The organism is Lichenibacterium ramalinae, assembly GCF_004137085.1.
Lineage (GTDB): Bacteria > Pseudomonadota > Alphaproteobacteria > Rhizobiales > Beijerinckiaceae > Lichenihabitans > Lichenihabitans ramalinae.
Window position 1 is genome coordinate 103,883 of sequence record NZ_QYBC01000007.1, and the last position, 15,056, is coordinate 118,938.

Genomic DNA, 15,056 nt, shown 5'->3' on the forward strand with positions numbered 1-15,056 from the left:
CCATCGGGAGGTCTGCATGCGAAGCATGATGTTCGGCGCCGCGCTGGCGGTCCTGTCGACCCTGGCGGGCGGGGCGGCCCAGGCGGCCGGCGACCCGCCCGCCTGCAGGACCGTGAAGTTCTCCGACGTCGGCTGGACCGACATCACCGCCACCACGGCGACGGTTTCGGCGGTGCTGAAGGGCCTCGGCTATGCCCCCCACACCGACGTGCTTTCCGTCCCCGTCACCTACCAGTCGCTGCATGCGAGGCAGGTCGACGTCTTCCTCGGCAACTGGATGCCCACGATGGAGGCCGACCGGAAGCCCTATGTCGACGACCACACGGTCGAGGTGGTGGGCACCAACCTCACCGGCGCCAAATACACGCTCGCCGTGCCGGACTACACCTACGCGGCCGGCCTGAAGAGCTTCGCCGACATCGCCAAGTTCAAGGACAAGCTCGACGGCAAGATCTATGGCATCGAGCCGGGCAACGACGGCAACCGCCTGATCCTCGGCATGATCAAGGACGACAAGTTCGGCCTCAAGGGCTTCGACGTGGTCGAGTCGAGCGAGCAGGGCATGCTGTCCCAGGTGGAACGCGCGGTGAAGCGGCACGAGCCCATCGTGTTCCTGGGCTGGGAGCCGCATCCCATGAACACCAAGTTCAAGTTGGACTACCTGTCGGGCGGCGACGACGTCTTCGGGCCGAACTACGGCGGCGCCACGGTGCTGACCAACGTGCGGGCCGGCCTGCGCCAGGACTGCCCGAACCTCGGTCGCCTGCTCGACCAGCTGAAGTTCACCCTGCCCATGGAGAACACCATCATGGGCTCCATCCTGTTCGACGGGCAGGAGGCCGACAAGGCCGCCACCGACTGGCTGAAGGCCGATCCGGCGGCGCTCGACGCCTGGCTGGCCGGCGTCACGATGCTGGACGGGCAGCCCGGCCTGCCGGCCGTGAAGGCGAGCCTGGGGCTCTAGGGGCCGCGGCGGGACCCTCGCCATGGACCCCGTGACGGGCCTCGTCACCGCCCACAAAATCCCCGTCGGCCCCTGGCTCAACGCCGGCATGAACGCCCTGAAGGACGGTTCCGGCCTGTTCTTCGACGACGTGTCGGACGGCTTGAGCTTCCTCATCGACCACAGCGTGGCGGGGCTCGGCGCCCTGCCGCCGCCCGTCTTCTGCCTCCTCGTGGCGGGTTTGGCCTTCGCGCTGCGCCGCTCCTGGCCGCTGGCGCTCTTCGCCCTGGCGGCGCTGCTCTTCATCCTGAACCAGGGCTACTGGCGCGAAACCGTGACGACGCTGGTCATCACCTTCTACGCCACCGCCGCCTCCATGCTGGTCGGCGTGCCGGTCGGCATCCTGGCCGGGCATTCCCGCGCCCTCGCCCGCGCCCTCCGGCCGGTGCTGGACCTGATGCAGACGCTGCCGACCTTCGTCTACCTCATCCCCATGCTGTCGCTCTTCGGCCTCGGCGTGGTGCCGGGCATCATCGCCACCGTGATCTTCGCCGTGCCGGCCCCCATCCGCATGACGCAGCTCGGCATCGCCTCGGTGCCGCTGCCCCTGCGCGAGGCCGGGGAAGCCTTCGGCGCCACGCCCTGGCAGCTCCTGCGCAAGGTGGAACTGCCCCACGCGCTGCCGGCCATCATGGAAGGGCTCACCCAGGCCATCATGCTGGCCCTGTCCATGTCGGTGATCGCCACCATGGTGGGGTCGGGCGGGCTCGGCGTGCCGGTGCTGCGCTCGCTGAACCAGGTACGCCCCGCCATGGGCTTCGAGGCCGGCATCGCCATCGTGCTCGTCGCCGTGCTGCTCGACCGGCTGTTCCGCCGCCCCGCCGCCGGACCCGTGGCGCCATGACGGCGGAGGCGCCCCCCGCCATCGCCTTCCGGGCCGTCGACATCGTCTTCGGCCCGAAGCCCGCCCGCGCCCTCGCCATGCTCGATGCGGGCCGGGGCCGCGACGACATCCTCGCCGCCACCGGTCACGTGGTGGGCGTGGCGGGGGCCGACCTCGCCGTCGCGGCGGGCGAGATCTGCGTGCTGATGGGCCTGTCGGGCTCCGGCAAATCGACCCTGCTGCGCGCCGTGAACCGCCTCGTCCGCCCGGCCCGGGGCAGCGTCACGGTGCGCCACGCGGGCCGGGACGTCGACGTCTGCGCCTGCGATGCCGCGACCCTGCGGGGCCTGCGCTCGGGCGTCGTCGCCATGGTGTTCCAGCAGTTCGCCCTGCTGCCCTGGCGCAGCGTGCGCGACAACGTCGGCATGGGGCTCGAGCTGCGCGGCCTCGGCCGGCGCGAGCGCGAGCGCATCGTCGACGAGAAGCTCGCCATGGTCGGGCTGGAGCGCTGGGCCGACAAACACGCCCACGAGCTTTCGGGCGGCATGCAGCAGCGCGTCGGCCTCGCCCGCGCCTTCGCCACCGACGCCGACATCCTGCTGATGGACGAGCCCTTCTCGGCCCTCGACCCGCTGATCCGCGCCCGCCTGCAGGACGAACTCCTGGAACTGCAGGCGCGGCTGAAGAAGACCATCCTGTTCGTGTCGCACGACCTCGACGAGGCCGCCAAGCTCGGCAACCGCATCGTCATCATGGAGGGCGGCCGCATCGTCCAGGCCGGCACCGTGGCCGACATCGTGCTCCGCCCCGCCGACCCCTACGTCACGGCCTTCGTCCGCCACATGAACCCGCTCGACGCGCTGAAGGCCGACACCTTCATGGTGCCGCTGGCGGCCCTGCCGCGCCGGGGTGACGGCCTGCTGCTGGCCCCCGGCGTCACCGTGGCGGCGGGCCCGGGCGGGGCGCCGGCCGACGCCATGGCGGCGGGGGCGCCGCTGCGCATCGTGCCGCTCGCCGCGGCGGGTGCCGAGAACCTCGCCGGCACCTTGGTGACGGCGCCCAGGAGCCTGTCGCTCAAGGACGCGGTCGCGCTGCGCCGCCGCGGCGCGGCCGGCCTCGCCGTGGTCGATGCCGACGGCCGCCTCATCGGCGGGGCCGGCGACGACGACCTTTTCCGCGCCCTGCTGGGCCGGTGAACGGGGCGCCCTGCGGGGGATTTTCCGCTTGCGTCGCGCCGGCGCCGCCGCTACACACGCCTTTACCGGGCGGTTAGCTCAGCGGTAGAGCACTGTGTTGACATCGCAGGGGTCACAGGTTCAAACCCTGTACCGCCCACCAGTTCATACCGGTCGAAAAAGCCTTCGGATCACTCCGGAGGCTTTTTGCTGTCGTGGTGCCCGATAGGCCGGTGCGCCCCGCCCGTGGCGGCGGGGCGCACCGGTGTCGCGTCAGAGCAGGGACGGCGTCCAGGGCAGGTCGACCTTGGCGTAGCCGGCGCCGTGGCGCTCCACGGTGAGGAAGCCCGGCATGTTGAGATGCATGCCCGCCACCGCCAGCCGGTCGCTGGCCACCTGGTCGAGCACCTTCATCCGCGTCGCCCGCGCCTGGTCGGGATCGACGTCGAAGCCGATCGTGACCTCGGGCTTGCGGATCTGGATGTCGGCCATGTGGGTGATGTCGGCCCAGATCAGCAGCTGATCGGCGCCCGACTGGATGTGATAGCCCGAATGGCCGGGCGTGTGGCCGGGCAGCGGCACGAGCGCGATGCCGGGCAGCACCTCGCCGGCCCCGACGCGCTTGAGCCGCGGCGCATAGGCGTCGAGGGCGAGCCGGGCCGCGTCGAAGAAGGGTCTGGCGTCCCCGCCCGCCGAAGCCATGATGGCGTCGTCCTGCCAGAACGCCGCCTCGGCCTCGCTGATGATCACCTCGGCCTTGGGGAAGATCGGCTTGCCGTGCAGGGTCAGGCCGCCAACGTGGTCGACGTGGGCGTGGGTCAGCAGCACCGCGTCGACGTCGGCGGGCTCGACGCCGGCCGCCGCCAGGGCCACGGGGAAGCGCCCGCCCCAGCCGTTGAAGCCGCCCGTCCCGGCATCGACCAGGACGGTGCGGCCGCCGCCCTGGATCACGTAGGAGGCGATGGCGATATGGGCCAGCGGTGGGCGATGCGCCGCCGTCAACAGGCTCTCGGCCTCGGCGGCCTCGATCCCCTGCAGGTAGGAGAAGGATCCGTCGAGGAAGCCGTCGCTGAGGTAGGTGACGACGTAGTCGCCGACCTTGCGGCGGTTGAGGGCCGGCGCCTGCACGTCGGGCTGGATGGTCATGGGTCGCGCTCCGATGCCCCGGGGATGTCCAGGGCGGTGCCCCGTTTATCGAGCGCCGCGACGCGCCGGCAAGGCTCGGGCCTCAGTTGCCGGAGGCGGCCGCGTCCTTGAAATGGGACGGGTCCACCGCTTCGTCGACCTTGAAGAAGTGGAAGCCGCGGTGTTCCACCTCGTGGGCGGTGTCGGGGGCGGCGTCCCAGGGCCCGAGCAGCGTCCAGTCCTTGTGGCCGAGTTCGGTCGGCAGCATGGCCCCCGCCTTCACCACCAGCCGCACATGCGGCTCGTCCTTGTAGACCCAGCATTCGAACATCGTGGCGCTCTCCGGTGTCGTCCCGGAGATGCCGCGGCCGGCCGCGACGTCAAGGCCGGCACCTTTCCGCGGCGTCGCGGCGTTGCACGGGCCAGAGCCGACATCACGGAGACACACCATGGAAGACGCGCATCGCCCGGCCCGCGGGGACACCGTCCTCCAGCTCAAGGACGACATCGATTCCGGCCGCACCGGGGACAAGAACGTCACGGCGGATCCCGGCATGGCGTCGCTCGGCACCTGCGACGAGGCCGGCGGCACGCCGGCGAGCCCCGAGCGCGTCGCCCTGGCGCGCGAGCAGGAACAGAAGATCGGCCGCATCGCCACCGCTAACGACAAGCCGAAGACCAACGGCCCGATCCTGGCGATGGTCGGGCTGGTAGCCGTGGTGGCGATCGTCGTCGTCGTGTTCTTCCTCGCCCGATGAGGCCCGCCCGCCCGCCGAGCCTCGCGGCCGCGACCCTGGCCACGGGCTCGGTGGCGAGCCTCGCCACCTTCGTCGGCCTCGCCATGGCGGCCGAAGCCGAAGATCTGGCGCCGTTGCGTCCCATCAACGCCACCAGCCATTGGCTGAACGGCGACTTCGCCGGACTCCACAGCGGCGCGGACCGCCGCCGCACCGGCGTCGGCATCGCCACGAACCACGCCGCCTGCCTGTTCTGGGCGCTGCCCTTCATGGCCTGGCAGCGCCGCCGGCCGGCCGCGACCCCGGCCGCCCTGATGCGCGACGCCCTGGTCATGTCGGCGGTCGCGGCGGCGGTGGATTACGGCGCGACCCCCAAGCGCTTCACGCCGGGCTGGGAACTGGTGCTGTCGAAGGGCGGCATGGTCGGCGCCTATGCCGCCCTCGCCGTCGGGCTCGCCGCGGGGGCGTCGCTGGCAGCCCGGAAGGGCCGCAGGGGCGGCGCCGGTCCGCGGCATGTCCGCACGGCCCCGGCTCCCGCCCTCCCGCCTCGCCACGCGCGCTGAACCCGGGACGAAGGCGGGACAACCCTTGTCCGGTCGTCCGATGCCCGCTACCCCCCGATCGTCCGCCCCTCGGCGTCGAACCGGTGGATGCGGCCGTCGCGGGGCGTGAGGCCGACGCGGGAGCCGATCGCATGGTCGTCCTCGCCGCCGACCCGAGCCGTCATCAGGCCCATGCCGGGCACGTCGACGTAGAGCATCGTGTCGGAGCCGAGATGCTCGGCATGCGACAGGGTGCCGGTCCAGGCGCCGTCCTCCGACACCGCGAGATGCTCGGGCCGCACGCCGATGGCCGCCGCGCCCACCCGCGCTGCCGCCTCGCCCTCGGCGAAGTTCATGGCGGGGGAACCGATGAAGCCCGCCACGAAGCGGTTGGCGGGGCGGCGGTAGAGGTCGAGCGGCGAGCCGACCTGCTCGACGACGCCGGCGCGCAGCACCACGATCTTGTCGGCCAGCGTCATGGCCTCGACCTGGTCGTGCGTGACGTAGACCATGGTGGCGCCGAGCTGCCGGTGCAGCTTGGCGATCTCGAGCCGCGTGCCGACGCGCAGCGCGGCGTCGAGGTTCGACAGGGGCTCGTCGAACAGGAACAGCTTGGGCTCGCGCACGATGGCGCGGCCGATGGCGACGCGCTGGCGCTGCCCGCCCGACAGTTCGGCGGGGCGGCGCGACAGCAGCGGGTCGAGCTGCAGCAGCCCGGAGGCGCGGGCGATGCGGGCCGCGATGGCCGAGCGCTCGACGCCCTCCTGCTTCAGCGCCAGGCCCATGTTGCCCTCCACGGTGAGGTGGGGGTAGAGCGCGTAGCTCTGGAACACCATGGCGATGCCGCGTTTCGCGGGCGGCACGCCGTTCATGAGCCGGCCCGCGATGGACAGGTCGCCCGAGGTCTGGTCCTCCAGCCCCGCGATGATGCGCAGCAGCGTCGACTTCCCGCAGCCCGACGGCCCGACGAAGACCGTGAACTCGCCGGTGGCGACCTCGAGGTCGACGCCCCGGATGACGTCGATCGCGCCGAAGCTCTTGCGGATCGCCCTGAGGTCCAGCGCACCCATTCCGTCGGTCCTCACAGGTCGATCGCTCGGTTTTCGCGCATGGAGCGGTCGGCGGCCAGCACCACGGCCAGCGAGCGCACGGCGTCGTCCATGTGGCGGCCGAGGTCGCGGTCCTCGAGGATGGCATCGCGCACGAAGCGCTGTTCGCGCGCGCAGAGCGCGTCGTGGCCGGGCTCGTCCGCCATGGAGAGCAGCGTGTCGGGCGCCAGGAAACCGCCGTCGGGTCCCGTCTCGGCCCGATGGACGCGGATGCGCGCCGTCTTGGTGTGGGTCTCGACGTCGGCCGAGGCCGCGCCCTCGTCCATGACGATCGACACGGCGCCGCGCGGGCCCATGACGTCCTTCACGAAGAAGGCCGTCTCGGAGATCATCGGCCCCCAGCCGGCCTCGTACCAGCCGACCGAGCCGTCGGCGAAGAGCACCTGCAGGTGGCCGTAGTTCACCTGGCCGGGCGCGATCTCGTCCGACAGCCGCACCCCCATGCCGCGCACCTGCACGGGAGGGCTGTCGGTGATCTGCAGCATGACGTCGAGGTAGTGCACGCCGCAATCCACCACGGGGCTGGTGCTGTCCATGAGGCGCCGGTGGATCGCCCAGGCGGGGCCGGAGGATTGCTGGTTGAGGTTCATCCGCATGACGAAGGGCGGCCCGATCTCGCGCGCCTCGGCGATGAAGCGGATCCAGCTCGGGTGGTGGCGCAGGATGTAGCCGACGACGAGCTTGCGCCCGGTGCGCCGCGCCGTGGCCACCACCCGTTCGGCGTCCTCCACCGTCGCGGCGAGCGGCTTCTCGACGAAGACGTGGGCGCCGGCTTCCAGGGCGGCGACCGCGTAGTCGGCGTGGCTGTCCGTGTAGGAGGCGATGCAGACGAGGTCGGGCTTCAGCGCCAGCCCCTCGGCGAAGCTCGCCATGCGCCGGCAGCCCGCGAGCGCCTCCGGCAGGTCGACCGGCGAGCGGTTGACGAGGCCCACGATGGCGAAGGCCGGGTCGGCCGCATAGGCGAGCGCGTGGGCGCGTCCCATCTGGCCGAGGCCGACGACGAGGGTGCGGATCGGGGTCATTTGACGGCTCCGGCCGTGATGCCGCGGATGAGCTGGCGCGAGAAGGCGAGGTAGAGCGCCAGCACGGGCAGGATCGCCAGCGTGAGGGCGGCCAGCACGGCGTTCCAGTTGGTGACGAACTGGCCGATGAAGCTTTGCGCGCCCAGCGTCACCGTGCGGGTCGCCTCGCCGGGCGCCACGATCAGCGGGAACCACAGGTCGTTCCAGATCGGCACCATGGTGAAGACCGCGACGGTGGCGAGGGCCGGCCGCACCAGCGGCAGCACCAGGCGGAAGAAGATCGTGTATTCGCCGAGCCCGTCGATCCGCCCGGCGTCCTTCAGGTCCTTGGACACGCCCTGCATGAACTCCGACAGGATGAACACCGCCACCGGCAGGCCCTGCGCCGTGTAGATGAGGATCAGGCCGAGATGCGTGTCGACGAGGCGCGCCGCCACCATCATCTGCAGGATCGACACCGTCCCGAGGCGGATCGGCACCATGATGCCGAGGGCGAGGAAGAGGCCCAGCGCCGTGTTGAGCCTGAAGCGGTATTCGCTGAGCGCGAAGGCCGCCATGGCGCCGAACAGCAGCACGGCCGCGATGGAGCCCACCGTGACGATCATGCTGTTGATGAAGTAGTTGAGGAACACGCCCTGGCCCAGCACCGTCCGGTAGCCGACGAGGTCGAAGCTCGACGCGTCGGGCCAGGTCAGCGGCGCCGCGAAGATGGCGCGGCGGCTCTTGAAGGAATTGACCACGACGAGCAGCACGGGCGCGAGGCACAGCGCCGTATAGGCGAGCAGCGCCACGTGGACGAGGCCGCGGCCGAGGGGGGACGAGCGGGACCGGTCCATGCCGCCCTCAGAACTGGTAGCGGCGCATGCGCCGCTGGATGCCGAACAGGTAGACCGAGACGCCGACAAGGATGATGGCGAACATCACGGTGGCGATGGCGGCGCCCATGTTGGGGTCGCCGAGCTGCAGCTGGTTGCCGAAGAAGGTTCGGAACAGGAAGGTGCCGAGGATGTCGGTCGAGAAGTTCGGGCCGGCCAGCGCCCCCTGCACCGTGTAGATGAGGTCGAAGGCGTTGAAGTTGCCCACGAAGGTCAGGATCGAGCAGATGCCGATGGTGGGCCAGATCAACGGCAGCTTGATCTTGAGGAACTGGCTGAAGCCCGTGATGCCGTCGAGCTCGGCCGCCTCCACCACCTCGTCGGGGATGCCCAGCAGGGCCGCGTAGATCAGCATCATGGGGATGCCGACGTATTGCCAGACGGAGATCAGCGCGAGCGTGATCAGCGCGGAGGATTCCTGGCCGAGCCAGGGGTGGAACCAGCCCTTCAGCCCTACGGCGCCGAGCAGCATGGGCGTGACGCCCCAGATGGGGGACAGGATCAGCTTCCAGGTGAAGCCCACGATGACGAAGGACAGCATGGTGGGGAGGAAGAAGGCCGTCCGGTAGAAGGCGCCCCCCCGCAGCCGCGGCAGCGACAGCATCGCGGCGAGCGCCACGCCGATTGGGTTCTGCAGCAGCATGTGGATGAGGAAGAAGACGAGGTTGTTGCCGAGCGCCGACCACAGGTGCTCGGACCAGCGCGGCTCGCCGAAGAGCGCGCGGAAGTTGGCGAGGCCGACGAAGGCCGACACGCCGTCGACCCGCGTGTAGAGGGCGAGCCGCAGCGTGTCGAACAGCGGCACGATCATCACGGCCGTGTAGACCAGCAGCGCCGGCGCCAGGAAGACCGCGATGTGCAGGCGGTGGCGCCGTGCCGGCGCGGCGCCGGGGGCGGCCAGCGCCGGCAGGGGGGCGTCCAGGGCGAGGTGGTCGACGTCGGTCATGGGGGATTCCACGGGATCTGCGGCCGGTTCGGCTCCGCCCTTCTCCCCTCCGGGGAGAAGGTGGCGCGCAGCGCCGGATGAGGGGTTCTGGGCGAAGCTGCCGTCCCCTCATCCGCCCTGCCGGGCCCCTTCTCCCCAACGGGGAGAAGGGAGCGCCCGGCGCTTCACTTGGCCGGGTGGTACCAGCTGTCGAGGCCCTTCTGCAGCTTGGCGGCGGCCTGTTCGGGCGTGTCGGTGCCGTTGATCACGTTGGCGGATTCGACCCAGGTCTCGTTCTCGAGGTTGGGCGTGCCGCGCGACAGGATCTGGTAGGTGGACCGGATGGTCGACTTGCAGTCCTTGCGGAAGCTCACGAACTCCTTGGCCAGCGGGTTCTCGACGTCGATCGGCTGGGTCTGCAGCGAGAAGAAGCCCGGCAGCGCGTTCGAATAGAGCTTGGCGAAGTCGGGCGACGCCACCCAGGTCAGGAAGGCCTTGGCGGCCTCGGGGCTCTTGGTCTTGGGGTTCATGCCGAAGGCGATGTCGACGTGGTCGGACAGGTAGCAGGGGTCGCCGGCCTTGGGGACGGGGGCCGGGAAGGCGCCCATGGGGAACTGCGCCTGGCTTTCGAACTGGGCGATCTCCCAGGAGCCCGCCGGGTAGATGGCGGCGCGGCCGAGCGTGAACATGTTCTGCGAATCGGGGTAGGACTGCGCCTTGAAGCCGTCGCCCATGTAGGGCGCCCACCGGGCGAGCTGCCGGAAGGGCTCGACCCATTCGGGGTCGGTCAGCTTCTCCTTGCCGGCGATCAGCGCCTTGCGGCCGTCCTCGCCGTGCCAATAGTTGGGGCCGATCACCTGGTAGCCCATGGTGGCGGCTTCCCACTGGTCGGGCGTGCCCATGGCGAGCGGCACGTAGGTGCCGTCCTTCTTGATCTTGTCGAGGTCGGCGAAGAACTCGTCGGCCGTGGCCGGCGGGGTCGCGATGCCGACCTTCTTGAAGGCGTCCTTGTTGTAGATGAAGCCGTGCAGCACGGCCGCCACCGGCACGCAGAAGGTGGTGGCGCCGTCGTCGGTCGACCAGCCGGCCTTGGCCACCGGGCCGAAGTTGTTCATGCCCGGGATGTCGTTGACGCTCGTCAGCTCCTTCTTCTTGAAGAGGTCGAGCGAGGCGTCGAAGGGCCGGCAGGCGATGATGTCGCCGGCCGTGCCGGCGTCGAGCTTCGAGTTGAGGGCGGCGTTGTATTCCTTCGGCGCCGTCGGCTGGAAGTTCAGCTTGATGCCCGGGTGGCTCTTCTCGAAGGCCGGGACGATCTTCTCCTGCCAGATGGGCAGGTCGTCGTTGCGCCAGCTCTCGATGGTGAGGGTGGCGTCGGCGGCGCGCGCCGGAAGGGCGACCGCCGCCAGCGCCACGCCGGCCAACGCCCAGGATGTCACGGCTTTCATGCTCATCGTGTGTCCTCCGTTCCGGCACCCACGTGCCGCTCGTTTCGTCGCCGGCCGCGCCGGACAGGTCATGTCCGCAGCGCCGCCCGGATGTCGCCGCCCGTGCGGGCGAGCCGCGCCCGGGCTTCCGCGGCGTCGATGCCGGCACCCGCCAGCGTCACCGCCACCTTGATCGACCCGTCGGCCGCCGCCAGTGCCGCCTCGGCCCGGTCCGGCGCGATGCCGGCGGCCCGCGCCACGATGGCGACGGCGCGGCCCCTCAGCTTGGCATTGTCCGGCACCATGTTGACCATGAGGCCGCGATAGCCGTGGCCGAGCCGCAGCGCGACGCCGGTCGACAGGATGTTGAGCGCGCATTTCTGCGCCGTGCCGGCGGCGAGCCGCGTCGAGCCGGCCAGCACCTCGGGCGGCGTGCCGAGCACGATGGCGTGGTGGCTCGCCGCCAGAAGGGGCGAGCCCGCCACGCAGGCGATGCCGACCGTGACGGCGCCGCGCGCCGCGGCCGCCCGCAGCGCCGCCACCGTGAAGGGCGTGCCGCCGCTGGCCGACAGGGCCACCAGCGCGTCGCCCGCCCCGAGGCCCTGCTCGGCGACGGCCGCCGCGCCGGCCGCGACGTCGTCCTCGCTGGCGCCCGACAGCGCCCCGAGGGCATCCGGCCCGCCGGCCAGGATCAGCGGCAGGCGGTCGAGCGGGATCCCGAAGGTGCCGGGCAGTTCCAGCCTGTCGAGCTGGGCGATGAGGCCGGACGAGCCGGCACCCGCATAGGCCAGGCGCCCGCCGCCCCGGAGCGCCGCGGCCGTGGCCGCGATGGCGCCCGACAGGGCCTCGCCCGCCGCCGCGACCGACGCCAGCGCGTCCCGTTGCGAGGCCGCCATGGCGTCGACCACCCGGACGTCCGACCACAGGTCGAGGTCGTCGTAGGCCGTGTCGGTGCGCTCGGTGGTCGCCGTTGCCATGGGGGCCCGTGCCGTTGGTTGCGGGACCGAATTGATACCAGTCCCATACCTCTCGTCAATCCATGCGGCCGCGCAAAGCTTGCACAGCGGCGGCCCGGATCGCAGGCAGTATGGCGAAACTTCATGCTGCCGTGCAGCATGGCGGTGCTGCGCCGCCGCGACGGCGCCGCGGCGGGGCTGGCCAAAATGGTCTGGTATGGTATTAGGGATCGAACGTGACGGCCGGGGTGCGCGGATGGACCAGGACGAGGAGGCCGGGCGGCGGGTCCCCCCGGGCGCGGGTGGTTCGGTCCCGCTCCCGCGTCCCGCCGCCAAGGACGAGGCCGCCGCCAAGCGCGAGGCCGCCGCGGCGCCGCCGACGGCGGGGGGGCGGTGCCGCCGGGGTGCCGCCCGGTGAACGCCGAAGCCTTCCCCTTCGCCCGCGGCGGGCTCGGGGGCGGCGCGACGCCGCTCTACCTGCGCCTGCAGGAGGCGATCAAGGGCGCCATCGCCAGCGGCAGCCTCAAGCCCCTCGACGCGCTGCCGGGCGAGCGCGAGATCGCCCAAACGCTGTCGATCTCGCGCGTCACGGTGCGCAAGGCCCTGTCGGGCCTCGTCGGGGCGGGGCTGCTCGAACAGCGCCAGGGCTCCGGCACCTATGTGGCGCGGCAGGTGCCGTCGCTGGAACAGCCGCTGTCGCGCCTGACCTCCTTCAGCGAGGACATGCACCGGCGCGGCCTGTCCACCACGTCCCGCTGGCTCGACCGCACCGTGTCGGTGGCGTCGACCCGCGAAGCCATCCACCTCGCCCTGTCGCCGCAGGACAGCGTGTCCCGCCTGAGCCGCCTGCGCTTCGCCGACGGCATGCCCCTGGCGATCGAGCGCGCCGCCATCCCGCGGCGCTTCCTCGACGACCCGCTGGACGTCGAGGCCTCGCTCTACGCGGCGCTCGACGCCCGCGGCTTCAAGCCCGTGCGGGCGCTCCAGCGCCTGTCGGCGGCCAACCTCGGCCGCGAGGAAGCGCAGCTCCTGGCCGTCCCGGTCGGCAGCGCCGCCCTGGCGATCGAGCGCGTGGCTTACCTCGCGGGCGGCCAGCCCGTGGAATTCACCCGCAGCTTCTACCGCGGCGACATCTACGACTTCGTCGCCGAACTGACCCTGGGATAGACCCATGCCGGAAACTTTCATGGCGGCCGAGATCCGCGACACGCCCGCCGCCGTGGCGCGGCTCCTCGCCGGCCAGGGCCCCGCCCTGCGGGCCCTGGGGCAACGGCTGAGGGGGCGCGATCCCGCCGTGGTGGTGACGTCGGCGCGCGGCTCGTCGGACAACGCCGCGGCCTTCTTCAAATACCTGTGCGAGATCCTGCTCGGCGTGCCGGTGGCCTCCGTCGGCCCCTCGGTGGCGTCGCTCTACCGCGCGCCGCTGCGGCTCGCCGGCGCCGTCGTGGTGTCGGTGTCGCAATCGGGCCAGAGCCCCGACATCGTCGCCCTGCAGGCGTCGGCGCGGGCGGCCGGCGCCCTCGCCATCGCGGTGGTCAACCAGGACGACTCGCCCCTGGCGGCGGGCGCCGATGCCGTGGTGCCGCTCGGCGCCGGCGTCGAGCGCAGCGTGGCCGCCACCAAGACCTGCATGGCGTCGGCCGCAGCCCTGGCCGGCCTCGTCGCCGAATGGGCCGACGACGACGACCTCCGCGCCGCAGTGGCGCGGCTGCCGGACGCGCTGGCGGCGGCGCTCCGCCACGATTGGAGCGGGGCCCTGCCGATCTTCGCCGCGGCGCCCTCGGCCTATGTGGTGGGGCGCGGCCCGGCCCTGCCGGTGGCGGCCGAAGCGGCGCTGAAGCTGAAGGAGACGGCGGTGCTGCACGCGGAAGCCTTCTCGGGCGCCGAAGTCATGCACGGGCCGCTGCAGCTGCTCGAACCGGGCTTTCCCGTGCTGGCCTTCGCCCAGGGCGACGCGTCGCGGGGTGCCATGCGGGACAGCGTCGCCCGCCTCGCCGCCGCCGGGGGACGCGTCTTCACGGCCGCGGCGGAGCCGGGCGCCGAGCTTCCCGCCGCCCCGACCGGGCACGCGCTGCTCGACCCGCTGCCGATGCTGCTGTCCTTCTACGGCTTCGCCGAGGCGCTGAGCCGCGCCCGGGGCTACGACCCGGACCGGCCGAGCCACCTGCGCAAGGTCACGGAGACGCTGTGATGGCGGCGAGCATCGCCCTCGCGGGCGCCCGGGTCTTCACCGGGGCGGAGATCCTCGACGACCAGGCCGTTCTGGTGGCGGACGGCCGCATCGCCGAACTGCGGCCCCGCGCCGCCCTGCCGGACGGCATGCCCGTCGAGGATCTCGGCGGCGGCATCCTGGCTCCGGGCTTCCTCGACGCGCAGGTCAACGGCGGCGGCGGCGTGCTCTTCAACGAGACCCCGACGGCCGACGGCGCGGCGGGCGTCGCCGCCGCGCACCGCCGCTTCGGCACGACGGGCTGCCTGCCGACCTTCATCACCGACCGGCCGGAGCGGCAGGCCCTCGCCGTGGCGGCCGTGCGGGACGCGATCGCGCAGGGGCGGCCCGGCGTGCTCGGCATCCACATCGAGGGCCCGCACCTGTCGGTGGCCCGCAAGGGCGCCCACGACCCCGGGCTGATCCGCCCCATGGCGGAGGCCGACCTCGTCGCCCTGCTGTCGACCGGGCTCGACACCGTGCTGGTGACGGTGGCGGCCGAGACCGTGACGCCCGAGCAGATCCGGCGGCTGACGGCGGGCGGCGTCGTCGTCAGCATCGGCCACAGCGATGCCCCCTACGCGGCCGTGATGGCGGCGGCCGAGGCGGGGGCGCGCTGCGTGACGCATCTCTTCAACGCCATGTCGCAGCTCGGCCATCGCGCGCCCGGCGTCGTCGGGGCGGCGCTGGACCACGGCGGCCTCTGGGCCGGCATCATCGCCGACGGCGTGCACGTCGATGCCGTCGCGCTTCGGGTGGCGCTGCGGGCCAAGCGGGGCCCCGGCCGGCTGCTGCTGGTGTCGGACGCCATGCCGCCCGCCGGCGCGCCGGGCGACACCTTCACGCTCAGCGGGCGGCGGGTGACGCGCCGCGGCGGCGCCCTGACCTTCGACGACGGCACGCTGGCGGGCGCCGACCTCACCATGGACGCCGCCCTGCGCTTCGCCGTCGGGATGCTCGACCAGCCGCTCGAGGAGGCCCTGCGCATGGCGAGCCTCTACCCGGCCGAGATGCTGCGCCTCGCGGGCCGGGGTCGCATCGCGGCCGGGCAGGCGGCGGACCTCGTGCTGCTCGGCGACGACCTCGCCTGCCGCCGCACCTGGATCGGCGGCGCGGAAGCGCCCTGACGCG

The 15,056-nt window shown here is 72.3% G+C and carries 16 protein-coding genes and 1 tRNA gene; 9 read left to right on the plus strand and 8 right to left on the minus strand.

What is annotated here, in order from left to right:
- Positions 1-16 precede the first annotated feature (16 nt).
- From D3272_RS09925 to D3272_RS09940, 4 genes are all read left to right on the plus strand, one after another.
- Positions 17-964 carry a choline ABC transporter substrate-binding protein gene (locus tag D3272_RS09925; RefSeq protein WP_129219007.1) on the plus strand — a complete coding sequence of 316 codons (948 nt, stop codon included), beginning with the start codon at positions 17-19 and terminating at the stop codon, positions 962-964.
- Between the two features lie 22 nt (positions 965-986).
- Complete coding sequence (locus D3272_RS09930) at positions 987-1,847, plus strand: ABC transporter permease subunit (RefSeq protein ID WP_129219008.1); 861 nt, start codon at positions 987-989, stop codon at positions 1,845-1,847.
- Positions 1,844-3,022, plus strand: coding sequence for a choline ABC transporter ATP-binding protein (choV, locus tag D3272_RS09935; protein WP_129219009.1), 1,179 nt, complete (start codon positions 1,844-1,846; stop codon positions 3,020-3,022). Before D3272_RS09930 ends, choV begins: the two co-directional genes overlap by 4 nt.
- Before the next feature lie 67 nt (positions 3,023-3,089).
- Positions 3,090-3,164, plus strand: a tRNA-Val gene (locus tag D3272_RS09940).
- Positions 3,165-3,274: 110 nt separating this feature from the next.
- Here D3272_RS09940 and D3272_RS09945 read toward each other — a convergent pair.
- Both D3272_RS09945 and D3272_RS09950 read right to left on the minus strand, forming a co-directional pair.
- The gene (locus D3272_RS09945; protein WP_129219010.1) at positions 3,275-4,147 is read right to left on the minus strand and encodes an MBL fold metallo-hydrolase; all 873 of its coding nucleotides are present in this window, start codon (positions 4,145-4,147) and stop codon (positions 3,275-3,277) included.
- An 82-nt stretch (positions 4,148-4,229) separates the two neighbouring features.
- Positions 4,230-4,457: a hypothetical protein gene (locus tag D3272_RS09950; RefSeq protein WP_129219011.1), complete on the minus strand. Its 228-nt coding sequence runs from the start codon at positions 4,455-4,457 to the stop codon at positions 4,230-4,232.
- A gap of 118 nt (positions 4,458-4,575) precedes the next feature.
- On the opposite strand from D3272_RS09950, the gene D3272_RS09955 reads away from it, so the two are divergent.
- Positions 4,576-4,884: a hypothetical protein gene (locus D3272_RS09955; protein WP_129219012.1), complete on the plus strand. Its 309-nt coding sequence runs from the start codon at positions 4,576-4,578 to the stop codon at positions 4,882-4,884.
- Complete coding sequence (locus tag D3272_RS09960) at positions 4,881-5,426, plus strand: hypothetical protein (protein ID WP_129219013.1); 546 nt, start codon at positions 4,881-4,883, stop codon at positions 5,424-5,426. The genes D3272_RS09955 and D3272_RS09960 overlap by 4 nt, the downstream gene beginning before the upstream one ends.
- A gap of 47 nt (positions 5,427-5,473) precedes the next feature.
- Here D3272_RS09960 and D3272_RS09965 read toward each other — a convergent pair whose 3' ends face one another.
- The 6 genes from D3272_RS09965 to D3272_RS09990 form a co-directional block, all read right to left on the minus strand.
- Positions 5,474-6,475 carry an ABC transporter ATP-binding protein gene (locus tag D3272_RS09965; protein ID WP_129219014.1) on the minus strand — a complete coding sequence of 334 codons (1,002 nt, stop codon included), beginning with the start codon at positions 6,473-6,475 and terminating at the stop codon, positions 5,474-5,476.
- 11 nt (positions 6,476-6,486) lie between these two features.
- Positions 6,487-7,536 carry a Gfo/Idh/MocA family protein gene (locus D3272_RS09970; RefSeq protein ID WP_129219015.1) on the minus strand — a complete coding sequence of 350 codons (1,050 nt, stop codon included), beginning with the start codon at positions 7,534-7,536 and terminating at the stop codon, positions 6,487-6,489.
- Positions 7,533-8,372 carry a carbohydrate ABC transporter permease gene (locus tag D3272_RS09975; protein WP_129219016.1) on the minus strand — a complete coding sequence of 280 codons (840 nt, stop codon included), beginning with the start codon at positions 8,370-8,372 and terminating at the stop codon, positions 7,533-7,535. Before D3272_RS09975 ends, D3272_RS09970 begins: the two co-directional genes overlap by 4 nt.
- Before the next feature lie 7 nt (positions 8,373-8,379).
- The gene (locus D3272_RS09980; RefSeq protein WP_129219017.1) at positions 8,380-9,357 is read right to left on the minus strand and encodes a carbohydrate ABC transporter permease; all 978 of its coding nucleotides are present in this window, start codon (positions 9,355-9,357) and stop codon (positions 8,380-8,382) included.
- Between the two features lie 164 nt (positions 9,358-9,521).
- Positions 9,522-10,787 (minus strand): ABC transporter substrate-binding protein, encoded by a 1,266-nt coding sequence (locus D3272_RS09985; RefSeq protein WP_129219018.1) that lies wholly within the window; start codon positions 10,785-10,787, stop codon positions 9,522-9,524.
- A gap of 62 nt (positions 10,788-10,849) precedes the next feature.
- Positions 10,850-11,737 (minus strand): N-acetylmuramic acid 6-phosphate etherase, encoded by an 888-nt coding sequence (locus tag D3272_RS09990; protein WP_129219019.1) that lies wholly within the window; start codon positions 11,735-11,737, stop codon positions 10,850-10,852.
- 393 nt (positions 11,738-12,130) lie between these two features.
- On the opposite strand from D3272_RS09990, the gene D3272_RS09995 reads away from it, so the two are divergent.
- The 3 genes from D3272_RS09995 to nagA are packed head-to-tail and all read left to right on the plus strand — an operon-like array spanning position 12,131 to position 15,052.
- Entirely contained in the window at positions 12,131-12,883 is a 753-nt protein-coding gene (locus D3272_RS09995) for a GntR family transcriptional regulator (protein ID WP_129219020.1), read from the plus strand.
- A gap of 4 nt (positions 12,884-12,887) precedes the next feature.
- Entirely contained in the window at positions 12,888-13,907 is a 1,020-nt protein-coding gene (locus D3272_RS10000) for an SIS domain-containing protein (RefSeq protein ID WP_129219021.1), read from the plus strand.
- Entirely contained in the window at positions 13,907-15,052 is a 1,146-nt protein-coding gene (gene nagA, locus D3272_RS10005; protein ID WP_129219022.1) for an N-acetylglucosamine-6-phosphate deacetylase, read from the plus strand. Before D3272_RS10000 ends, nagA begins: the two co-directional genes overlap by 1 nt.
- Positions 15,053-15,056: the final 4 nt, after the last annotated feature.

Coding starts and splice junctions, on each gene's coding strand:
- D3272_RS09925 (WP_129219007.1), top strand. CDS start 17: ATGCGAAGCATGATGTTCGGCGCCGCGCTGGCGGTCCTGTCGACCCTG.
- D3272_RS09930 (WP_129219008.1), top strand. CDS start 987: ATGGACCCCGTGACGGGCCTCGTCACCGCCCACAAAATCCCCGTCGGC.
- choV (WP_129219009.1), top strand. CDS start 1,844: ATGACGGCGGAGGCGCCCCCCGCCATCGCCTTCCGGGCCGTCGACATC.
- D3272_RS09945 (WP_129219010.1), bottom strand. CDS start 4,147: ATGACCATCCAGCCCGACGTGCAGGCGCCGGCCCTCAACCGCCGCAAG.
- D3272_RS09950 (WP_129219011.1), bottom strand. CDS start 4,457: ATGTTCGAATGCTGGGTCTACAAGGACGAGCCGCATGTGCGGCTGGTG.
- D3272_RS09955 (WP_129219012.1), top strand. CDS start 4,576: ATGGAAGACGCGCATCGCCCGGCCCGCGGGGACACCGTCCTCCAGCTC.
- D3272_RS09960 (WP_129219013.1), top strand. CDS start 4,881: ATGAGGCCCGCCCGCCCGCCGAGCCTCGCGGCCGCGACCCTGGCCACG.
- D3272_RS09965 (WP_129219014.1), bottom strand. CDS start 6,475: ATGGGTGCGCTGGACCTCAGGGCGATCCGCAAGAGCTTCGGCGCGATC.
- D3272_RS09970 (WP_129219015.1), bottom strand. CDS start 7,536: ATGACCCCGATCCGCACCCTCGTCGTCGGCCTCGGCCAGATGGGACGC.
- D3272_RS09975 (WP_129219016.1), bottom strand. CDS start 8,372: ATGGACCGGTCCCGCTCGTCCCCCCTCGGCCGCGGCCTCGTCCACGTG.
- D3272_RS09980 (WP_129219017.1), bottom strand. CDS start 9,357: ATGACCGACGTCGACCACCTCGCCCTGGACGCCCCCCTGCCGGCGCTG.
- D3272_RS09985 (WP_129219018.1), bottom strand. CDS start 10,787: ATGAGCATGAAAGCCGTGACATCCTGGGCGTTGGCCGGCGTGGCGCTG.
- D3272_RS09990 (WP_129219019.1), bottom strand. CDS start 11,737: ATGGCAACGGCGACCACCGAGCGCACCGACACGGCCTACGACGACCTC.
- D3272_RS10000 (WP_129219021.1), top strand. CDS start 12,888: ATGCCGGAAACTTTCATGGCGGCCGAGATCCGCGACACGCCCGCCGCC.
- nagA (WP_129219022.1), top strand. CDS start 13,907: ATGGCGGCGAGCATCGCCCTCGCGGGCGCCCGGGTCTTCACCGGGGCG.